General features: G+C 64.4%; 22 protein-coding genes and 1 riboswitch. Of the genes, 16 read left to right on the plus strand and 6 right to left on the minus strand.

Annotation, left to right across the window (positions count from 1 at the left end; translation table 11 throughout):
• The first annotated feature begins 70 nt into the window (after positions 1–70).
• Positions 71–1132: a hypothetical protein gene (locus ACVILL_RS16930; RefSeq protein WP_456730086.1), complete on the plus strand. Its 1062-nt coding sequence runs from the start codon at positions 71–73 to the stop codon at positions 1130–1132.
• A 23-nt stretch (positions 1133–1155) separates the two neighbouring features.
• Here the strand turns inward: ACVILL_RS16930 and ACVILL_RS16935 are convergent, their stop codons facing one another.
• On the minus strand, positions 1156–1521 hold the full coding sequence (locus tag ACVILL_RS16935; protein ID WP_456730087.1) for a methylamine utilization protein: 366 nt from the start codon (positions 1519–1521) through the stop codon (positions 1156–1158).
• A 219-nt stretch (positions 1522–1740) separates the two neighbouring features.
• On the opposite strand from ACVILL_RS16935, the gene ACVILL_RS16940 reads away from it, so the two are divergent.
• Positions 1741–4650: an EAL domain-containing protein gene (locus ACVILL_RS16940; RefSeq protein WP_456730088.1), complete on the plus strand. Its 2910-nt coding sequence runs from the start codon at positions 1741–1743 to the stop codon at positions 4648–4650.
• A 118-nt stretch (positions 4651–4768) separates the two neighbouring features.
• On the opposite strand, the gene ACVILL_RS16945 is transcribed toward ACVILL_RS16940, so the two are convergent.
• Together ACVILL_RS16945 and ACVILL_RS16950 are read right to left on the minus strand one after the other, a co-directional pair.
• On the minus strand, positions 4769–5317 hold the full coding sequence (locus ACVILL_RS16945) for a sigma-70 family RNA polymerase sigma factor (protein WP_016847265.1): 549 nt from the start codon (positions 5315–5317) through the stop codon (positions 4769–4771).
• Complete coding sequence (locus ACVILL_RS16950) at positions 5317–5520, minus strand: NepR family anti-sigma factor (RefSeq protein ID WP_018269610.1); 204 nt, start codon at positions 5518–5520, stop codon at positions 5317–5319. The genes ACVILL_RS16945 and ACVILL_RS16950 overlap by 1 nt, the downstream gene beginning before the upstream one ends.
• Positions 5521–5808: 288 nt before the next feature.
• Between ACVILL_RS16950 and ACVILL_RS16955 the strand changes: the two genes are divergently transcribed.
• The gene (locus ACVILL_RS16955; RefSeq protein ID WP_456730089.1) at positions 5809–6618 is read left to right on the plus strand and encodes a response regulator; all 810 of its coding nucleotides are present in this window, start codon (positions 5809–5811) and stop codon (positions 6616–6618) included.
• A gap of 122 nt (positions 6619–6740) precedes the next feature.
• Here the strand turns inward: ACVILL_RS16955 and ACVILL_RS16960 are convergent, their stop codons facing one another.
• Positions 6741–7952: a cytochrome P450 gene (locus ACVILL_RS16960; protein WP_456730090.1), complete on the minus strand. Its 1212-nt coding sequence runs from the start codon at positions 7950–7952 to the stop codon at positions 6741–6743.
• Positions 7953–8064: 112 nt separating this feature from the next.
• Here ACVILL_RS16960 and ACVILL_RS16965 point away from each other — a divergent pair, with 112 nt between their 5' ends.
• From ACVILL_RS16965 to ACVILL_RS16975, 3 genes are all read left to right on the plus strand, one after another.
• Positions 8065–8790 carry a TetR/AcrR family transcriptional regulator gene (locus tag ACVILL_RS16965; RefSeq protein ID WP_456730091.1) on the plus strand — a complete coding sequence of 242 codons (726 nt, stop codon included), beginning with the start codon at positions 8065–8067 and terminating at the stop codon, positions 8788–8790.
• A 100-nt stretch (positions 8791–8890) separates the two neighbouring features.
• Entirely contained in the window at positions 8891–9772 is an 882-nt protein-coding gene (locus tag ACVILL_RS16970) for a DMT family transporter (RefSeq protein WP_456730092.1), read from the plus strand.
• Positions 9773–10532: 760 nt separating this feature from the next.
• A complete protein-coding gene (locus tag ACVILL_RS16975; RefSeq protein ID WP_456730093.1) occupies positions 10533–10673 on the plus strand; it encodes a hypothetical protein in 141 nt (46 codons plus the stop codon).
• Between the two features lie 20 nt (positions 10674–10693).
• Here the strand turns inward: ACVILL_RS16975 and ACVILL_RS16980 are convergent, their stop codons facing one another.
• Entirely contained in the window at positions 10694–10939 is a 246-nt protein-coding gene (locus ACVILL_RS16980; protein WP_456730094.1) for a hypothetical protein, read from the minus strand.
• Positions 10940–11118: 179 nt separating this feature from the next.
• Here ACVILL_RS16980 and ACVILL_RS16985 point away from each other — a divergent pair, with 179 nt between their 5' ends.
• From ACVILL_RS16985 to crcB, 4 genes are all read left to right on the plus strand, one after another.
• Entirely contained in the window at positions 11119–11295 is a 177-nt protein-coding gene (locus ACVILL_RS16985; RefSeq protein ID WP_456730095.1) for a hypothetical protein, read from the plus strand.
• A gap of 37 nt (positions 11296–11332) precedes the next feature.
• A complete protein-coding gene (locus ACVILL_RS16990) occupies positions 11333–11455 on the plus strand; it encodes a hypothetical protein (RefSeq protein ID WP_456730096.1) in 123 nt (40 codons plus the stop codon).
• Between the two features lie 59 nt (positions 11456–11514).
• Positions 11515–11575: riboswitch (Fluoride riboswitch) on the plus strand.
• A 69-nt stretch (positions 11576–11644) separates the two neighbouring features.
• Positions 11645–11878: a hypothetical protein gene (locus ACVILL_RS16995; protein WP_456730097.1), complete on the plus strand. Its 234-nt coding sequence runs from the start codon at positions 11645–11647 to the stop codon at positions 11876–11878.
• Between the two features lie 26 nt (positions 11879–11904).
• Entirely contained in the window at positions 11905–12291 is a 387-nt protein-coding gene (crcB, locus tag ACVILL_RS17000; RefSeq protein ID WP_456730098.1) for a fluoride efflux transporter CrcB, read from the plus strand.
• Between the two features lie 162 nt (positions 12292–12453).
• On the opposite strand, the gene ACVILL_RS17005 is transcribed toward crcB, so the two are convergent.
• Positions 12454–12708, minus strand: a complete 255-nt coding sequence (locus tag ACVILL_RS17005; RefSeq protein WP_456730099.1) for a hypothetical protein — start codon at positions 12706–12708, stop codon at positions 12454–12456.
• A 169-nt stretch (positions 12709–12877) separates the two neighbouring features.
• On the opposite strand from ACVILL_RS17005, the gene ACVILL_RS17010 reads away from it, so the two are divergent.
• The 6 genes from ACVILL_RS17010 (at position 12878) to ACVILL_RS17035 (ending at position 16212) form a co-directional block, all read left to right on the plus strand.
• Entirely contained in the window at positions 12878–13102 is a 225-nt protein-coding gene (locus ACVILL_RS17010; protein WP_456730100.1) for a hypothetical protein, read from the plus strand.
• Between the two features lie 71 nt (positions 13103–13173).
• The gene (locus tag ACVILL_RS17015; RefSeq protein WP_456730101.1) at positions 13174–13854 is read left to right on the plus strand and encodes a transglutaminase-like domain-containing protein; all 681 of its coding nucleotides are present in this window, start codon (positions 13174–13176) and stop codon (positions 13852–13854) included.
• A gap of 29 nt (positions 13855–13883) precedes the next feature.
• A complete protein-coding gene (locus ACVILL_RS17020; protein WP_456730102.1) occupies positions 13884–14807 on the plus strand; it encodes a DMT family transporter in 924 nt (307 codons plus the stop codon).
• Between the two features lie 124 nt (positions 14808–14931).
• Positions 14932–15108, plus strand: coding sequence for a hypothetical protein (locus tag ACVILL_RS17025; protein ID WP_456730103.1), 177 nt, complete (start codon positions 14932–14934; stop codon positions 15106–15108).
• Positions 15109–15246: 138 nt separating this feature from the next.
• On the plus strand, positions 15247–15444 hold the full coding sequence (locus ACVILL_RS17030) for a hypothetical protein (protein WP_456730104.1): 198 nt from the start codon (positions 15247–15249) through the stop codon (positions 15442–15444).
• A 375-nt stretch (positions 15445–15819) separates the two neighbouring features.
• The gene (locus tag ACVILL_RS17035; protein ID WP_456730105.1) at positions 15820–16212 is read left to right on the plus strand and encodes a hypothetical protein; all 393 of its coding nucleotides are present in this window, start codon (positions 15820–15822) and stop codon (positions 16210–16212) included.
• The last annotated feature ends 112 nt before the right edge of the window (positions 16213–16324 follow it).

A 16324-nucleotide genomic window follows, 5' to 3' on the forward strand; every position in this document is an offset into this window, starting at 1 on the left:
CGGGCAGGCGTAAAGCGTAAAATTTGATATAAGTTAAACAAGTCCTTAAGTGTGTGGGCGGTTGGTTCAAATGTTTAGTGGATGGGAGCGAGTTGCCGGTCCGGCACTCCGTGTGCGCTCCTTTTTCGCCACGTGCTTTGCAGCGGTTCTATTTTGCGTCACAGCCGCGCGCAGTGCCGAGGCACATGTCAAATGGTTTTGTGCCTATGATGTCGCCGGCCAGCCCCGCGGACTCGAGAATGTCCTTTGCCTCGACTTTGAACTGCTGCTCGGTATCGCCGTCTTATGGCTGTTTGCCGGCTGCCTGATCGAGCCCACGTCGCTGGGCGATGCGACGATCCGGGTGCTGGACCGCATTACCGAAGGACTGCGGCTGCGCACCGAACTGATGATGCGCGCGGTCTGCGCGTTCTTCTTCATCTCGATCTGGGCCGTGGGCGGCATCCTGCTGACGCCCGAGTTGAAGACCACGTCGCAGTTCGTGGGCGCGGTGCAACTCCTGATCGCCGCCGGGATGCTGTCACGGCGCACTCTGCCGCTGTCGGCCGCGGGGATGGTGGTCCTGTTCGGGATCGGCGTCCGCGACTACGGTGTCTTCCATCTCGCGGATTACCCGATTTTTCTGGGCGTTGCCGCCTATTTTGCGCTTGTCGGGCTGAACAAGGATCTGTTCGGAATTCGGCCGATCGACGTGATGCGCTACGCCGCGGCTGTGACGTTGATGTGGGCCTCGATCGAGAAATGGGCCTATCCGGAATGGAGCTTCCCGCTCCTGATCGAGCACGCCTCGATGACGCTGGGCTTCGACAATGAGTTCTACATGCGCGCGGCCGGCATGGTGGAATTCACGCTCGCCTTTGCCTTGATCTGGACGCCGTTGGTCCGGCGCTGCGCCGCCGCCGTGCTGACGGGGATGTTCATCAGCGCGTGCTTCGAATTCGGCAAGATCGACACCATCGGACATTCGGCGATCATCGCCGTCCTGCTCGCGATCGTCGCCGACAACAAGGTGTTGGCGCGCGATCGCCGCGCCGCGTGGCTTGCCCCGGTCGCGCTCTGCGCCGCGCTGACGCTGACGCTGTTCGTCTACTATTTCGCCCACGCCGCGCTGTTCAAGACGACGGTCCTTTAAGATCGTCGCAGCGCGAGGGGAGGCTATTTGGCGACGTGGACGGCGAGCTTCATCTTCGGATGAATGCCGCACAGCACGGTGTAGTCGCCGGGGACCGAAAAGGTGACGTCGAATTTGCTGCCCGGCTGCTGGTCGCCGGAGTCGAAGCTGAACGTATCCGTGCTCAAATAAGCGTGATGCAGCAGTTCGCCGTCATCGTTAACGAACCGTAAAATCTCGCCGCGCTTGATCGAGATCTCCGCGGGCTTGAATTCGCGATCCTTCTGCGAAATGACATACGGGGCAGCGCCCAAGGCGGCTCCGGCAAGCGCTCCAGTGACGATCGCCGCCGCAAATGGCACGCGGCCGACCTGGCCCAGGCGCAAGGCGCGCAACAAGCCTGACTGCATGAGACCCCCGATTGAACCTCGAACACCCGACATCGGCTACCCCAGGGGCAAGTGGTGCCTCCCGGATTACCTGTAACGGTGATTATCGCCGGCTGATCTTAACGATTTCAGCATGAGTTCCAGTCACTACTAAAGCAATTTTGAGCAGACAGTCATTTTCCGCAAGTGCTGCGCGTTTCTGCGTAGCTTGAACATCGAGCACGACGGCGAAACGCGGGCATGGATAGCCTATTAGGCAACCTCAAGATGAAGAGCGGTGCAGCCTTTCGGTTCGCGACCGGCCGGCTTTCGCGTCTTGCCCTGACCAAGGGGTCGATCCGCACCCAGATTCTGATCTTCTGCCTTGCGATGAGTGCCGTTGCGGTGGCGCTGGGCGGCTACTCCATCCTTGGCATCCGCCATGCCGGCGACCTGGTGGCGAAGACGTTCGACGAATCCCTGATGTCGATCAACTACGCCCGCGCGGCCGGCGCAGACTTCGCCTCGATGCGGGTTGCCTCGTCGCAGCGGCTGCTGACCACGGATCCGGAGATCCGCGCCGGCCTCGACAGCCAGATCGAAACGCTCGCGAAGACGCTTTCGGAAGATCTGGCGATCGCAGCCGACCGGTCGCAGTCGTCGCGGGCCGCGCAAGCCGCCGCCAAGGTTCAGGAAGCTGCCGACGCATGGATGGCGCTGCATCGCCGCGCGATCGAATCGTCGCGCGAGGGAAATCCGGCGGCGGATCCGCAGGCATCGGGGACGACGGTCGGCGACCTCGATCGCTACTCCAAGATCGTCAGCCAGCAGGTCGAGCTGCTGGTCAACTATACGGCCGGCGATGGCTTTCTGTTCAGGCAAAAGGCGCTGTCGACCATCAAGCGGGACCTGCAGCTCAACGTGGCCGGGCTGACCGTCGCCCTGTTCCTGTCGGCCCTGTTCTCGTGGTTGTTGGCGCGCCGCATCATCGGACCGGTCGCGATCGCATCACGGGCCGCGCGGAGCATCGCCGGCGGCGATCTCGACGCGACCGTCCCCAAGGGCGGCACCGACGAACTCGGCACGCTGCTGACAGCCATGGAAACCATGCGCGACAACATCAGGCGGATGGTCAATCAGGAAGTCTCGCAGCGCCGCTCGGCGCAGGCGCGGCTTTCGGATGCGCTTGAAACGTCGCGGGAAGGCGTCGTGCTGCTCGATGCGGACGGCCAGATTGCGCTCGCCAACTCGCGTGCCAGCGAATTCATCCGTCTCTCGCCGCAGCTTCTGCAATCCGATCGGCTCGATGCCGCCACGCTGGCGCCGGCCGACGGCGACATCGATGGCTTCGCGAGCGAGGCGCAGCTTTCGGACGGACGCTGGCTGCGCGTCAGCCGCAGCGAAACGCAGGAAGGCGGTGTCGTCCTCGTCTATAGCGATATCTCCGCGCTGAAGCAGCAGAAGGCCGAGCTGCACGAAACCAATCTGCGGCTCGATGCGGCGCTCACGCACATGTCGCAAGGGCTGTGCCTCTACAACAGCGAGGCGCGACTGCAGGTCGCCAACCGCCGGTTCTGCGAGATATTCGATATCTCGCCGGAGCTCGTCGTTCCCGGAATGACCATGGAGGACGTGCTCGAACTCAGCGTCGCCGCCGGCAATCACGGCGACCGGACCGTCGCCGACCTGCTGACGGAGCGCGAGCGATCGATGGCCCAGCACGAGGGCAACTATCTGCAGCATCTCAGCGATGGACGGATCATCGCCATCGCGCAACGGCCGACATCCGATGGCGGTTGGCTCGTCACCTGCGAGGATGTCACGGAGCAGCAGCGGGCCGAGTCGCAGATCGCGTTCATGGCCCGGCACGACGCCCTGACCAGGCTGCCGAACCGGACCTTGCTGGCGGAACGGATCGAGCTGGCGGTCGCTCAGGTCGGCCGCGGATCCGGCTTCGCGGTGTTCTGCCTCGATCTCGATAATTTCAAGCAGGTCAACGATACGCTCGGGCATCCGGTCGGCGACGAACTGCTGTGTGCGGTCGCCGACCGCCTCAACGCCTGCGTCCGCGAGGTTGACACTGTCGCGCGTCTAGGCGGCGACGAGTTCGCGGTGATCCAGTGCGGCGTCCAGGGCGGCGAGGAGGCCGAACGCCTCGCGCGCCGCATCGTGGAATGCGTCGGCGCCCCCTACGAGCTGAACGGGCATCGCGTCGTGGTCGGGTGCAGCGTCGGCATCTCGATGTCGCCGGTCGACGGCACCACCGGCGAGAAGCTGCTGAAGAATGCCGACGTCGCGCTATACCGCGCCAAGATGGAAGGCCGCGGCACCTGGCGCTTCTTCGAGCCCGCGATGGACGCCAGCCTGCAGCGGCGCCGGGCGATCGAGCTCGATCTCCGCGAGGCGATGGCCAAGGACGAGTTCTCGCTGTTCTACCAGCCGCTTTACGATCTGCATCTCGACCGCATCTGCGGCTTCGAGGCGCTGCTGCGCTGGCATCACCCCAAGCGCGGGCTGGTGCCGCCGGACCAGTTCATCCCGATCGCGGAAGAGATCGGCCTGATCGGGCCGCTGGGAGAATGGGTGCTCAATCGCGCCTGCGAGCAGGCCGTCACCTGGCCGAGCGAGATGAAGCTCGCGGTCAACGTGTCGGCGGTGCAGTTTCGCGATCCCGACTTCATCGACGTCGTCGTCAACGGGCTTGCGGCGTCGAAACTGTCGCCGCGCCGGCTCGAGCTCGAAATCACCGAATCCGTCTTCCTCGCGAACAGCAGCGAGACGCTTGCAACCCTGCACAAGCTGAAGGCGCAGGGCGTGCGCATCGCGCTGGACGATTTCGGCACCGGTTATTCGTCGCTGAGCTATCTGCGCAGTTTTCCGTTCGACAAGCTCAAGATCGACAAATCCTTCGTGCGCGACCTGACCGGGACGCATGGATCGAAGTCGATCGTGCGCGCCGTCATCAGCCTTGGCAGAAGTCTTGGCATGACCACGATCGCCGAAGGCATCGAGACCGTCGAGCAGTTGGACCACATGCGGGCCGAGGGCTGCAACGAGGCCCAAGGCTTCCTGTTCAGTCATCCGGTCCCGGTGACCGAGATCGCGGGCAAGATCCTCGAATTGAGAAACGGCTTCAAGCCGACCGCCGTCCAGAAGGCGATGGCAAGCTAAGCCCAGGCATCATGCGGTGAGTGCGCAGATCGGTCGCGTCAAAGTGACCGGTTTCCTCCCAATGCAAAAAAGGCGGCCCAACGGTGGGCCGCCTTTTGCAATTCAGTGGTGGTCGCGTCTATCCGCCATTGCCGCCGATCACGGCGCGCACGGTGTTGTCGGGGCCGAAATCCTCGGCGCTGTCGACATAGAGCAGCGCGGACAGCTTCGATCGCGCGCGGTTGACGCGGCTCTTGATGGTGCCGACCGCGCAGCCGCAAATCGCCGCGGCGTCCTCGTAGGAGAAGCCGGAGGCGCCCACCAGGATCAGCGCCTCACGCTGGTCCTGCGGCAGCTTTTCGAGCGCAGCGCGGAATTCCTCGAACTCCAGGTGGGCTGCCTGCGACGGCTGGCTCTTCAGCGTCTTGGCATAGTTGCCCTCGGCGTCCTCCACCTCGCGCCGCCGCTTGCGGTAGTCGGAGCGGAACAGGTTGCGCAGGATGGTGAACAGCCACGCGGGCAGGTTCGAGCCGGGTTGGAACGAGTCGATATTGGCGATCGCGCGCAGCAGGGTCTCCTGCACCAGATCGTCGGCGCGGTCGCCATTACCCGACAGCGAGATCGCGAACGCGCGCAGGCTCGGGACCGACGCCAGGATGTCGTCGCGAAGTTCATTCGTGAGAGGCATTAGTCCCCTCCATTGTTCTTGTCGGTATCGCCCCCGGCGACGGCCGCTGCGGCGGCCTCCGGTCCGTCGAGTTTGCGGATCAGCTCCGCAAAGCGGTCGGGTACCCCCTGTCGCACCACGTCGTCGTACATGGCGCGCAGCTGGTGGCCGATTCTAGATTGAATCTCGGCGTTGAGACCGCCCTGCTTCTTTACTTCCTTCATGATGTGATCCACGCTTCCCCGGGAGTTAAGTCTCTGATTTCCAAGTCGTTTCCTCGAAAAAAGAGGCTGGCCGCGTTGCCTCGTCGGTCACGAGCTAATGCGAAGTTGCGCAGAAAGTTCCGAAACGCTGGAACTATTTCGTGGAACTTTTTCGGCTTTCGCGCGTAGTCGGGCATGCAGGGGAACCGGGGGTGGCTCCAGAAACTGGATTCTCTCGACTGGAATTCTGCCGCCCCCAAGACAACGGGCTTCAGGCCGCCAGGCCTCACGAACAAGGATGGAGTGGGAATGTCCCGATCGCAGATCGTTGCCGAACACCTTCCGTTGCTGCGTCGCTATGCTCGCGCACTGACCGGAAACCAGGCGTCGGGGGACGCCTATGTCGGGGCCATGCTCGAGGCCCTGTTGCAGGATGGATCATTGCTGGACCAGACGCACGGCCCGCGCGCCGGCCTGTTCCGGCTGTTCACCCAGATCTGGAATTCGGTGTCGGTGAACAACGACAATGCCGACGTGGCAACGCTGTCGCTGCCGCCGGAGCGTCGGCTCTCCAACATCACGCCGCTGCCGCGCCAGGCCTTCCTGCTGCTGTCGCTGGAAGGCTTTTCGGAGGAAGAGGTCGGCTACATTCTCGGCACCGATATTGCCGAGACGCGCAAGCTCACCGATGCCGCCGGCCGCGAGATGGCCGCCGAGATCGCCACCGACGTCCTGATCATCGAGGACGAGACCTTCATCGCCATGGATCTCGAGAGCCTGGTGAAGAATCTCGGACATAATGTCATCGGCGTTGCGCGCACGCATTCCGATGCGGTGGCGCTCGCCAAGAACAAGAAGCCCGGCCTGATCCTTGCCGACATCCAGCTCGCCGACGGCTCGTCGGGCCTCGATGCGGTCAACGAGCTGCTGCGGACCTTCGAGGTGCCGGTGGTGTTCATCACCGCCTATCCCGAACGCTTCCTGACCGGCGAACGGCCGGAGCCGGCGTTCCTGATCTCAAAGCCGTTCCAGCCCGCGATGGTGTCGGCGGTGGCGAGCCAGGCGCTGTTCTTCCAGCGCAACTCGCGCAACCGCTCGCCGCGCGCGGCGTCGGCATGACCTGAGTTTACGCAAGCGGGCAAAATGCAGGACCGGCGTACCGAAAGGTACGCCGGTATTGTCTTTGAGGAAGGCTTTTTGTCTTCGAGGAAGGCTTGGCCGCATTACGTGCGGCCTCGAAGCTATTTGCGCGTGACGCGGACCGGCATCGTGCTGAGCGCCCGCAGGCCCGAGCTGTCGCGGAAGGCGACCGGGCCTGCAATCTCGAACTGCTTGACGCGGCCGGCGAGCGCCGCGATCACGGCCTCCGCCTCCAGCCGCGCCACCATCTGCCCGACACAGCCGTGGATGCCGACGCCGAAACCCATGTGTCCGGACAGCCGCCGCTTGACGTCGAACTGGTCGGCATGCTCCCAGCGCGTCTCGTCGCGGTTGGCGGAGGCGAGCAGCAGCAGCACCTTCTCGTGGCTGCCGATTCTGACGCCCGCGATCTCGGTCTCGTGCGGCGTGGTGCGGAACACGAACGGCGCCGGTGAATCGAAGCGCAGCGTTTCGTCGAACGCGGCGCGCGACAACGACGGGTCGGCCGCGAGCAACGCCCATTGCTCGGGATGGCGCGCCAGCGTGTACAGCGCCATGCCGATCGCGCTGATCGTGGTGTCGAGCCCGGCCGAAAGCAGCGAGCGCACCAAGAGCGGAGCTTCCTCCGCGCTGACCTCGCCGGTGTCGACGGCGTCATAGACCTGCGCGCCAAAGCTGCCCGGGCGCAGCGCCTCGCGCTGGCACCGCGCCGCCACCCAGGGCAGCACGCGCGGCGCCTCTCGCATCAGCTCGCGAAAGTAATCGTTCTCCGGCCCGAAGCCCGCGAACACCATCGCGCCATAGGTCAGGAAGTTCTCGCGGCCCTCCTGGTCGATGCCGAGCGCGTCGGGAAACACGCTGACCGGAAACACCTCCGCGATGTCCTTGATGGCATCGAACGATCCGCGTTCGACCAGGGCGTCGACCAGCCGCACGGCCATTGCCTTGAAGTCGTCGGCGAGCCGGCGCATTGCGCCGGGCGAGAGCACCCGCGCCAGCACCGCGCGGGTCCGCGTGTGCAGCGGCGGATCGGCCTCCAGCACGATGCTCGGCGGCCGCCATGGCTTTTCCTTGAAGTGGTTCGCAAGCCCGGCACCGCCGGCGTTGCTGAAATTGACGTGGTCGCCGAAGATCGTCTTGACCTCGGCAAAGCGTGGCACGGCCCAGATGTCATATTTGGTCAGGCGAATGACCGGTGCTGCGGCGCGCAACTCGGCGTAGCTGCCGTAGGGATCGGCCCGCGTCGCCGGGCTGAACGGATCGAAATCACTGCGGACAATGTCGCCGGCAAGGGGGGGCGCAGGGGCACTCATCGGGTCCTCCCGTCTTGTGACCAGTTAATTGACCATAGTCATTTAAATCGGATGTGGCAAGGAAAACCTCGTTTCGATTCCATCGGAACGCAAAAGGCTCTAGGAGACGGCCATGTCGATCGAGGAGCGAGCCAGCAAGGGCGTGCGGCGCTTTCAGCGCAGAGCGCGCCAGGAGGCCGACAAGGAGGCGCTGAAGGCGCTGATCCTCGAGACCGCGCGCAAGGAGTTCGCCGCCGGCACGCTGGAGACCGTTTCGATCCAGAAGATCGCCGACGCGATCGGCTACTCGAAGGGCACCGTCCTCAAATATTATCCGACCAAGCTATTGCTGCTGCTCGCAGTGAAGCAGCAGAATCTCGAAGCGGTCGCCACACAGCTCGAACGGGTCCGCGCGCAGACCGCCGACAGCGATCTGCGGCTGCGGCGCGTGATGGAAACCTATCTCGACTACTGGGCCGACAATCCCGATCACTTCCGTTCGCTGTTCTCGATGTCCGGTACGTTGGAGGACCGCCGCTTTCCCGACGGCGTCTATTTCGGCGAGACCGAGATCGCGCGCCGCAGCTACGAACTGTTCGTGATCTCGGTGCGGGAATTTTTGGCGGCACATGGTGCCGAGCCGGCGCCGGGCCTGCCGCAGCGGCTCGCGACCGCGCTGCTCGCGTCAACCCACGGCGTGATTGCGCTCGCGCTCGGCACGCCCACCATGAAACTGCCTGACATCCGCGGCACCGGCCGGCTGCTGATCGCGAGCCTGATCGATGCCTGGACGACGAGGCTTGCCGCCGCGCGGAAAAGCGAGGGCTGGCCGCGGATCTCGATCGGCACCTTCACCTGACGGGTGGTATCCGCGCGTGCCGCGCGCCCCTGCACGCGATGCGACGCGGCATGCGCGACGCGAAGTGGAATCGCATGCCTCCGCCTGCTAAGCGCGGCCCATGGATACGACGCAACGCGACAGGACAATCGGCTTTCTCTGCCTGGTGGTGACGGCATTCGGCTGGGCCCTGAACTGGCCGCTGATGAAGCTTCTGTTGCAGCAATGGCCGCCGCTGTTCGCCCGCGGGCTTGCCGGCACCTGCGCGGCCGTGATCCTGGGCACGCTGGCGCTGGCCCGCGGCCAGTCGCTCGCCGTGCCGCGCGAGGCGGTCCCGCGGCTGCTGTTCGCCTCCTTCACCAATGTCTTCGCCTGGATGGGTTTTGGCACCATGGCGATGAAATTCGTCACGGTCGGCGAGGGCGCGCTGTTGGCCTACACGATGCCGATCTGGGCGATGCTGTTCGCCTGGCCGGTGCTGCACAGCCGCCCGACATTGCGGGATCTCGCCGCGCTGGTGCTCGGCGTCGCCGGCGTTGCGCTGCTGCTCGGCGGAGGCGGCTTTGCGTTCAGCGCCGGCAAGCTCACCGGCATCGCGCTCGCGCTCGCCTGCGCCATCCTGTTCGCGCTCGGCAACGTGCTGAACCGCAAGCCGCTGCCGATGCCGCCGCTCGCGGTGGTCGCCTGGCAGGTCGGCATCGGCTGTCTGGTGATGCTCGTGCTCGGCGTCCTGTTCGAGCATCCGAACTACGCGGCGATCACGCCGTTCGGCCTCGGCTGCTTCGCCTACATGACGCTGATGCCGATGGGCATCTGCTATCTCACCTGGTTCGAGACGCTGCGCCGCCTGCCGCCGACGTCGGCGTCGACGGGCATGCTGCTGGTGCCCGTGATCGGCGTCGTATCGGCCGCGATCATCCTCGGCGAACCCTTGGGCGTCCGCGAGATCGGCGCCATGGCGCTGACGCTCGGCGGCGCGACGCCGGCGCTGCAGCGCGCCTGAGGCCTTGGATGCTGTCCTGGTCGTGACCCTCGCTTCGGGAGATCAGGATACTCACCCGTATCGGGAAAGAGTGGCGATTGGTGATCGGCGTGTTTACGATCGAGCACATCGGGGCACGCCGACCGCATAGGAAACAACTGGCCCCCAGCGCTTCCGGCTCTGGGGTCTTTTCTTTGGTGCTTTCGGAAAATCCCTGCAAATAATTCGAGCGCGATTCACACATGTGATTTCTGGAACAGGCCCCATCGCGAATCATCCCGGTCACTGGGCAGGGCTATTTCATTAAGATCAAATTACGGGCCCAGAAGGGGCCGTCTATTATCGGCAAGCGGCGGTTCGGCGTGAGAATGGGAATACAGAACGGCCTCAGCCAGCGCCTGCTAGCTGGGGCCGTTTTTCATTTTGGAACGGGCGCGGCGCGCGCCGAATTGTTTTTGCGTTCGGGTGCTGCACCCTGCCGGGCAGTATCAGGACGACCAAAGTGCAACTGCGCGACCTCAGCTTGTGACCCCTCGCTGGGGCCGTTTCTTTGGGGAGGCTCAGAGTTATTGCTTCTTCGCTTGCAGGGGGGCCGACTTTGCCGAAGCGATTCCGGGCTCGGAGTTGAAGCGCAATTTGACCTTCACGAACTGGTGGTCAGGATCAATTCTGACGACGACTGGTCCGGCAATCGTGTGATGTGAGCCGGCGCCCGGTCTGGTACGGCGGCCGAAGGAACGGAGATCGGCGCGCCGCGTTCTCCTGAAAAAGGAGCTTGGCCATGCGCAAGGCGATCGCGCGGCTTGATGCGGAGCAGAAGGCGCAGCTGCTTTATCTCGCAGATCTCGGCACGGCGATGTTCACGTCGGCGCTCGTGGTCTGCACCCTGAAGGCAATTGTGGACCTCTTCATCGGCGGCTGAACATCAGCGCCAACGCGCCGTCACTTGTCGCCTGGCGCGTCCTCCCCCTGCGTGTGCCCCTCGGGCCCGCGATTGAACACCCCGTAGTCACTGGACTTCACCCCGGTCGCACCATCGGTGGCGACGCCGGCGAGGCCGAGCTTGAGCAGCTCGCGGACTGCCGCGGCGCGGGTCGGCATGCGGTGTTTGAAGCGGAAATCGTCGAGGGCAGCCAATTCCTCCGGCGACAGCATGACCTGGAGACGCTCGGCGCGTAACTCATTCATCGCAGTACACCCAGACTTAGCTTGTTGAGTAAAAAGCTAAACCAACAAACTCCTCAGGAGTTCCCACGCTTGAGACAACAGCATCAAACTAGCAAAACTATCAAGCAAAATCAATAAGTTATATAAATAATGAGGGAACGATCCGGCGGCCATGCTCGTTATCTCGCGGGAGTGATGCCATGACCAACAACGTCAAGCTTCCCCGCAAATTGTCCGAGGAACCGAGAGCCCCAAAACCGCGGCGACCGAGCCACGCTTGGGTCATCGAGCAACTGGACCGCTGGGCAAATAGTCCCGGTCTTCAACCGCCGAAGGTGGACGATGCAGAAAACGATTCAACGACGGAAGCGATCTGAACCGCACACGTTCGAGCAGCGCCTCGAGGAACAACGCGTGCGGCTCGAGACGCAGCTTGCTCAGTTGCCGCGCGGCGCCGAACGCGAACGGATTGCCGCGCGCATCGAGCAGCTGAAGACAGCCGTCGAGCTGAACGCGATGCTGTCGATGCACGAGTAAGCCGACACCGAGGCGGTGGGAAGCCACTTGCTCCTGCCTCCTCGCTCGCCTACCATTCCCACGTTGATGGGGATGGAGTCCCCCGATAACCGCCGCAAGGCTGATGACTCCTACCGGGCGCGACAGCGTCGGTAGGAGCATGCGCCACCGCCGATTTGCCGTGCCCCGCGAACGAGAAGGGGGCGGAGCATGTCGGGTCTTCCAGGTTCAATCTCAATCTCAATCGCATTGTCGCTGGTCGGGTCGATCTGGCTCGTCGGTGTCGTCGCCCTTCTGGTCGGCGCGCCGGGCGAGCTGGTGGCTGCGACCTTCGTTGTTGGGGTGCCGGTGGGCTTCGCCGAGTGGCGAGGCATGATCCGGAAAAGTGGGCACCGGTTTTCCGAGAAGATCATGCCCGAACAAGAAACAGTGCACGATGACTAGTCATCGTGCACGGGAAAGGCGGAGCATTGAACGTTCAATTGTTGGCGGCGGTCGCGGTCGGCGGCTCGCTGGGATCGGTCGCGCGTTATCTGGTGGCGATCGGCGCCGGACGCCTGGTCGGCGCGGATTTTCCCTGGGGCACGCTGGCGATCAATATCGCAGGCTCGTTCCTGATCGGCGTGTTCGCGGAGTCCTTCGCGCTGAGCTGGAATGCCAGCCAGGCGGTGCGGGTGTTTCTCACCGTCGGCATCTGCGGCGGCTTCACCACCTTTTCGACCTTTTCGCTCGACGCGATCGTGCTGATGCAGCGGGGCGAGATGTGGTCGGCCGGCGCCTATATCGCAGCCTCCGTCGCGCTGTCGATCCTGGCGCTGTTCGGCGGCCTGCTGCTGGTGCGGGCGTTCGCGACCTGATGGTCAATTGCGCAATTTCGGAATATTGGAAGTGTGCCTCTGAGTTGCCCGACGTGTCAAGGTGCCTGGTTCGAACGCCGCCGCCGGTTGCTTTGCATGGGGTTGTTTTCGATATTTTGGCAGCGTCCCCCGCGACGGCTCCATCACTTCATGTCGCTCCGGCTAGTCGGTCGGATGGCGGCCCGTGCGCGGATTGATCGGCGAGGTTGGCGGCCGCCGCAGCCCTTCGGGCAGGAATGCCTCGCCGCGCCTGGGCGAGGCGTCGGCGCGCACGTCGGCGGCCCATTGCGCGCGTTCGTGCGGCGTCTGGTTGTCGTTGAACGTCCGCTTCACGTCGACGCCGCCGACCGGATCGTTGACGCCGTTCTGGCTGGCGGGATGGTCGACGCCGTTGTGGATGTCACTGGAGTTGCCCATCACGGCCTCCGCGTTAAGTGCATCCGGACCAACATTGCCCGCGCGGGCACCGTTCCAAAAAAGTGAAGGGCCGGAGGTATCGGTTGCCGCCGGAATCCTTGGCGCGTGCCGGACCAGCCGGTAGGATGGAACCCGGATGGCGACGAGAGATCAAGGGAACACCCCGGGAATGAAGCACGTCGACGTCGCGGTGATTGCTGCCACGTTGTGGCTGCTGGCGTCGATGGTGCTGGACATCCTGACGCCGAAGTCGATCACCGCGCTGATGATCGCAGCCGCGCTGGCGCCGCCGTTCCTGATCGGGATCGGCATCCATTTCGCACGCGAATATTTCAGGGCGAAGCGACGCAGCTACCAGCCGCCTCCACAACTGGACGAACGCTTCAGGAACTAGAGCGGGACACTTGCGGGGCAGGGCTGCAGCAGCTGCATTGAACTGCGCCAATGGCTTGCTAAGCTTGCGCCATGACCGAGCATCTCTCTGACACGATCAGCCGCCTCTACACCGACCCCGGCGACTATGTCGACAGCGACCACCCGGCCGTCGTGGCGTTCGCCCGCGCCGCCGTCCCGGCCGACGCGAGCGCGCGCGAGAAGGCGACCCGGCTCTACACCGCAGTGCGCGACGGCATCCGCTACAACCCCTATGTCAGCATGCGCTCGCCGGAGAGCTACCGCGCCTCCAGCGTGCTCGCCGCCGGCAACGGCTATTGCGTCGGCAAGGCGGCGCTCTATGCGGCCGCCTGCCGGGTCCACGGCATTCCCGCCCGCGTCGGCTTCGCCGACGTGCGCAACCATCTCACCACCGAGAAGCTGCGCCAGAGCATGGGCTCGGACCTGTTCACCTGGCACGGCTTCACCGAAGTGTTCGTCGACGGTGCCTGGCGCAAGGCGACGCCGACCTTCAACGACACGCTGTGCGCCAAGCTCGGCGTCAAGCCGCTCGACTTCGACGGCCATTCGGATGCGCTGCTGCATCCGTTCGACGGCGCAGGGCGCGCCTACATGCAGTATGTCAACGACCACGGCACCTATCACGACGTCCCGGCCAAATTCCTGATGCGCGAGATGGCGCGCGAATACGCCAACATGCACGGCGAGGATCTGTCCGGCCGCGACATGGAGCGGGAGGCGGCGGAGCAGTAGCGCGTACCGGCTGAGGGGCGGTGTCATGGATGCGGAGCTGCCGAAAGCGCCGGCCAGCCGTCCCGGCGGCGGGCTGGGAGGACGCGGTCGCGCTGACCGGCTTCATCCTGGTCGCGGTCGGGCAGGCCTCCAACCAGGTCCTGGCGCGCGGCCTGGCCGGCTCGGTGCCGCCGTTCTCGCTGGCCTTCTTCCGCTGGAGCATCATCGCGATCGGGCTTGCGCCGTTTGCGATCGCCGCGATCCGGGACGGCAAGATTCCGCTGGCGCAGAACTTCTGGCCGATCCTTGCCGCCGGCTTCCTCGGCATGTTCCTGTGCGGCGCCCCGGTCTACATCGCGGGCATCACCACCACGGCGATCCATATCGCGCTGATCTTCGCGCTGTCGCCGATCATGGTGCTGCTGATCTCGGCCGCGCTCGGCATCGAGCATATCGGTCCGCTGCAATGGCTCGGCACCGCGCTGGCGCTCGCCGGTGCGCTGCTGATCGTCTCCGGCGGCCATCTGGCAACGCTGACGCAGTCGAGCGCGGCCTGGGGCGACCTTTTGGTGGTGTGCGCGATGCTAGGCTGGTCCGGCTACACGCTGGTGCAGTCGCGCGTCGCGCCGCGCGCCTCGCTGCTGGCGCGGGTCAGCCTGTTCTCGGCGGCCGGTGCGCTGTGCTCGCTGCCGCCGGCGCTCGGGGAGATGTGGACCACGCCGGAAGCGGTGTTCAACGCCAGGGCGTTCGAGGCCTATGTCTTCGCCGGCCTCGTGCCCGGCCTCGCCGCCTATGCCGGCTTCGCCTGGCTCGGCGCAAGGTTCGGCTCGGTGCGGACGTCGCTCGTGCTCTACGTCGCGCCGATCGCAAGCGCGCTACTGTCCTGGATCATCCTCGGCGAGCCGCCGAAGCTGATCCACCTGGTCGGCGGCCTTTTGATCCTCGGCGGCGTCTGGGCGAGCCTGCGCAAATAGCGCGCTGTTCCAGCAGGATCATGCGGGCGGATCGCGCCGTCAGAAACCCTTCATCCGGATGCAACTTTTTGCCGGTCCGTGCATTGAATCCGTCGCCGATTCAATAACTTAATTGGAGTGTCGTATGAACCTGACTCCCCAGCAGCGCAAGGACCGTGACGCACAGCGCCAGCAAGACGCGTCGCAGGCGATGAAGGAGCATCGCGCCAACGAGAAGGCCTTCTACGACAATTTCCAGCGCCTCAAGGCCGAGCGGCAGGCGCGCGAAGCTGCGCAGCGGGCGCAGTCCGCTTCGAAATAATCCGGGAACGTCGCACCCATCGGTCCGGGCTGCCCGGACCCTGCAAACGAGAAGGAGCGGAAGCGCGGGGACGAGCACGGCGCAATCGGGCTCGTCCCAATGACGAGATGAAATCTCCAGGTTTATGGAGGACGTCCGATGTATTTTGCCGATAAGAAAGCCGATACCAGAACGGTGACTTGCAAGTGCGGCGAGCCCTTGAGCGAACTGATGCTCGTCGACGACCAGACGACCGGAATCAAGTTCTATGTCGGTCGTTGCCCGTCATGCCGTGAAGTGACGGTTGTTCGATCCCAGGACATGCAAACAGACATGCCATCGAGCGATGGTTGTTGAAGCCGAAGGTCCTTTCGCCGGCGAGAGGACCTTGTTTCGGTGCCGGCCTTCCAATCCGACTTCCAATCCGACGTGAGCGGGACAGGCCGGCTGACGTATCGCTCGCGACAACCCCGAAAAACATCCGCCGAAAAAGAGCAGGGCGCGACCGGCATCACCACGGTCGCGCCCTACGTCGCCGGTCAATGGGGCAGGGGGAATAACCGGCTGTTGCGATGACTCGCAGACCCCCGGACTCGTTCCACGCGGGTGAAAATTTTTTCGTACACGGTTAAGTGATGGTCGGATGCGAGAACCCCACAGGTTTCGTTCGCGTTGTGTCCGTGATCGCCAAGGGATTGTTAAGCGAATTTCCATGGGGCGAGGGACATCACCATGTCAAAGATTCAAAAGGGAATTTTTGCCGCGCTGGCGGTCGGACTGACGCTTGGCGCGGTCCAACTGGCATCCGGCCATGATTTGATTGGCGGCCAGCGGGTCGCCACCGCGCTGGCACCGGAGAGCGCGGTCAATCGCGCCGCCAAGACCGATCGCGCCATGGTTCCGGCGACCGGCCTGCCGACCCGGACCGTCGTACTGAAGCTCGACCGGCTGCCCGAGACGTCGGTTCTGGTCCGCGTCCCCGTGGCGCGGGAAGAGGCCCGCAATCACCCCGCAGCGCCCGCAAAGGCCCGGCCCGGCGACACCCGCAAGGTCGCTTGCGAGCCCGTGGTCAGCGTCCTGACCGAAGTGGCCAAGCTGCTGCAGCCCGGCCGCTGCGTGACCTGAGCACACCAACTATCTCGCCGTCATTCCGGGGCGCGCCGCTTGGCGCGAGCCCGAAATCCATTTCACGACGAAACGCGCGGCCCAATGGATTGCGGGTTCTCGCTTCGCGAGC

The organism is Bradyrhizobium sp. USDA 3364 (genome assembly GCF_054056355.1).

Coding starts and splice junctions, on each gene's coding strand:
- ACVILL_RS17005 (WP_456730099.1), bottom strand. CDS start 12,708: ATGGGCAACTCCAGTGACATCCACAACGGCGTCGACCATCCCGCCAGC.
- ACVILL_RS17035 (WP_456730105.1), top strand. CDS start 15,820: ATGTCAAAGATTCAAAAGGGAATTTTTGCCGCGCTGGCGGTCGGACTG.
- ACVILL_RS16965 (WP_456730091.1), top strand. CDS start 8,065: ATGTCGATCGAGGAGCGAGCCAGCAAGGGCGTGCGGCGCTTTCAGCGC.
- ACVILL_RS16975 (WP_456730093.1), top strand. CDS start 10,533: ATGCGCAAGGCGATCGCGCGGCTTGATGCGGAGCAGAAGGCGCAGCTG.
- ACVILL_RS16935 (WP_456730087.1), bottom strand. CDS start 1,521: ATGCAGTCAGGCTTGTTGCGCGCCTTGCGCCTGGGCCAGGTCGGCCGC.
- ACVILL_RS16995 (WP_456730097.1), top strand. CDS start 11,645: ATGTCGGGTCTTCCAGGTTCAATCTCAATCTCAATCGCATTGTCGCTG.
- ACVILL_RS16970 (WP_456730092.1), top strand. CDS start 8,891: ATGGATACGACGCAACGCGACAGGACAATCGGCTTTCTCTGCCTGGTG.
- ACVILL_RS16960 (WP_456730090.1), bottom strand. CDS start 7,952: ATGAGTGCCCCTGCGCCCCCCCTTGCCGGCGACATTGTCCGCAGTGAT.
- ACVILL_RS17015 (WP_456730101.1), top strand. CDS start 13,174: ATGACCGAGCATCTCTCTGACACGATCAGCCGCCTCTACACCGACCCC.
- ACVILL_RS16955 (WP_456730089.1), top strand. CDS start 5,809: ATGTCCCGATCGCAGATCGTTGCCGAACACCTTCCGTTGCTGCGTCGC.
- ACVILL_RS16980 (WP_456730094.1), bottom strand. CDS start 10,939: ATGAATGAGTTACGCGCCGAGCGTCTCCAGGTCATGCTGTCGCCGGAG.
- ACVILL_RS16950 (WP_018269610.1), bottom strand. CDS start 5,520: ATGAAGGAAGTAAAGAAGCAGGGCGGTCTCAACGCCGAGATTCAATCT.
- ACVILL_RS17020 (WP_456730102.1), top strand. CDS start 13,884: ATGCGGAGCTGCCGAAAGCGCCGGCCAGCCGTCCCGGCGGCGGGCTGG.
- ACVILL_RS16985 (WP_456730095.1), top strand. CDS start 11,119: ATGACCAACAACGTCAAGCTTCCCCGCAAATTGTCCGAGGAACCGAGA.
- ACVILL_RS16940 (WP_456730088.1), top strand. CDS start 1,741: ATGGATAGCCTATTAGGCAACCTCAAGATGAAGAGCGGTGCAGCCTTT.
- ACVILL_RS17010 (WP_456730100.1), top strand. CDS start 12,878: ATGAAGCACGTCGACGTCGCGGTGATTGCTGCCACGTTGTGGCTGCTG.
- ACVILL_RS17030 (WP_456730104.1), top strand. CDS start 15,247: ATGTATTTTGCCGATAAGAAAGCCGATACCAGAACGGTGACTTGCAAG.
- ACVILL_RS16930 (WP_456730086.1), top strand. CDS start 71: ATGTTTAGTGGATGGGAGCGAGTTGCCGGTCCGGCACTCCGTGTGCGC.
- ACVILL_RS16945 (WP_016847265.1), bottom strand. CDS start 5,317: ATGCCTCTCACGAATGAACTTCGCGACGACATCCTGGCGTCGGTCCCG.
- ACVILL_RS17025 (WP_456730103.1), top strand. CDS start 14,932: ATGAACCTGACTCCCCAGCAGCGCAAGGACCGTGACGCACAGCGCCAG.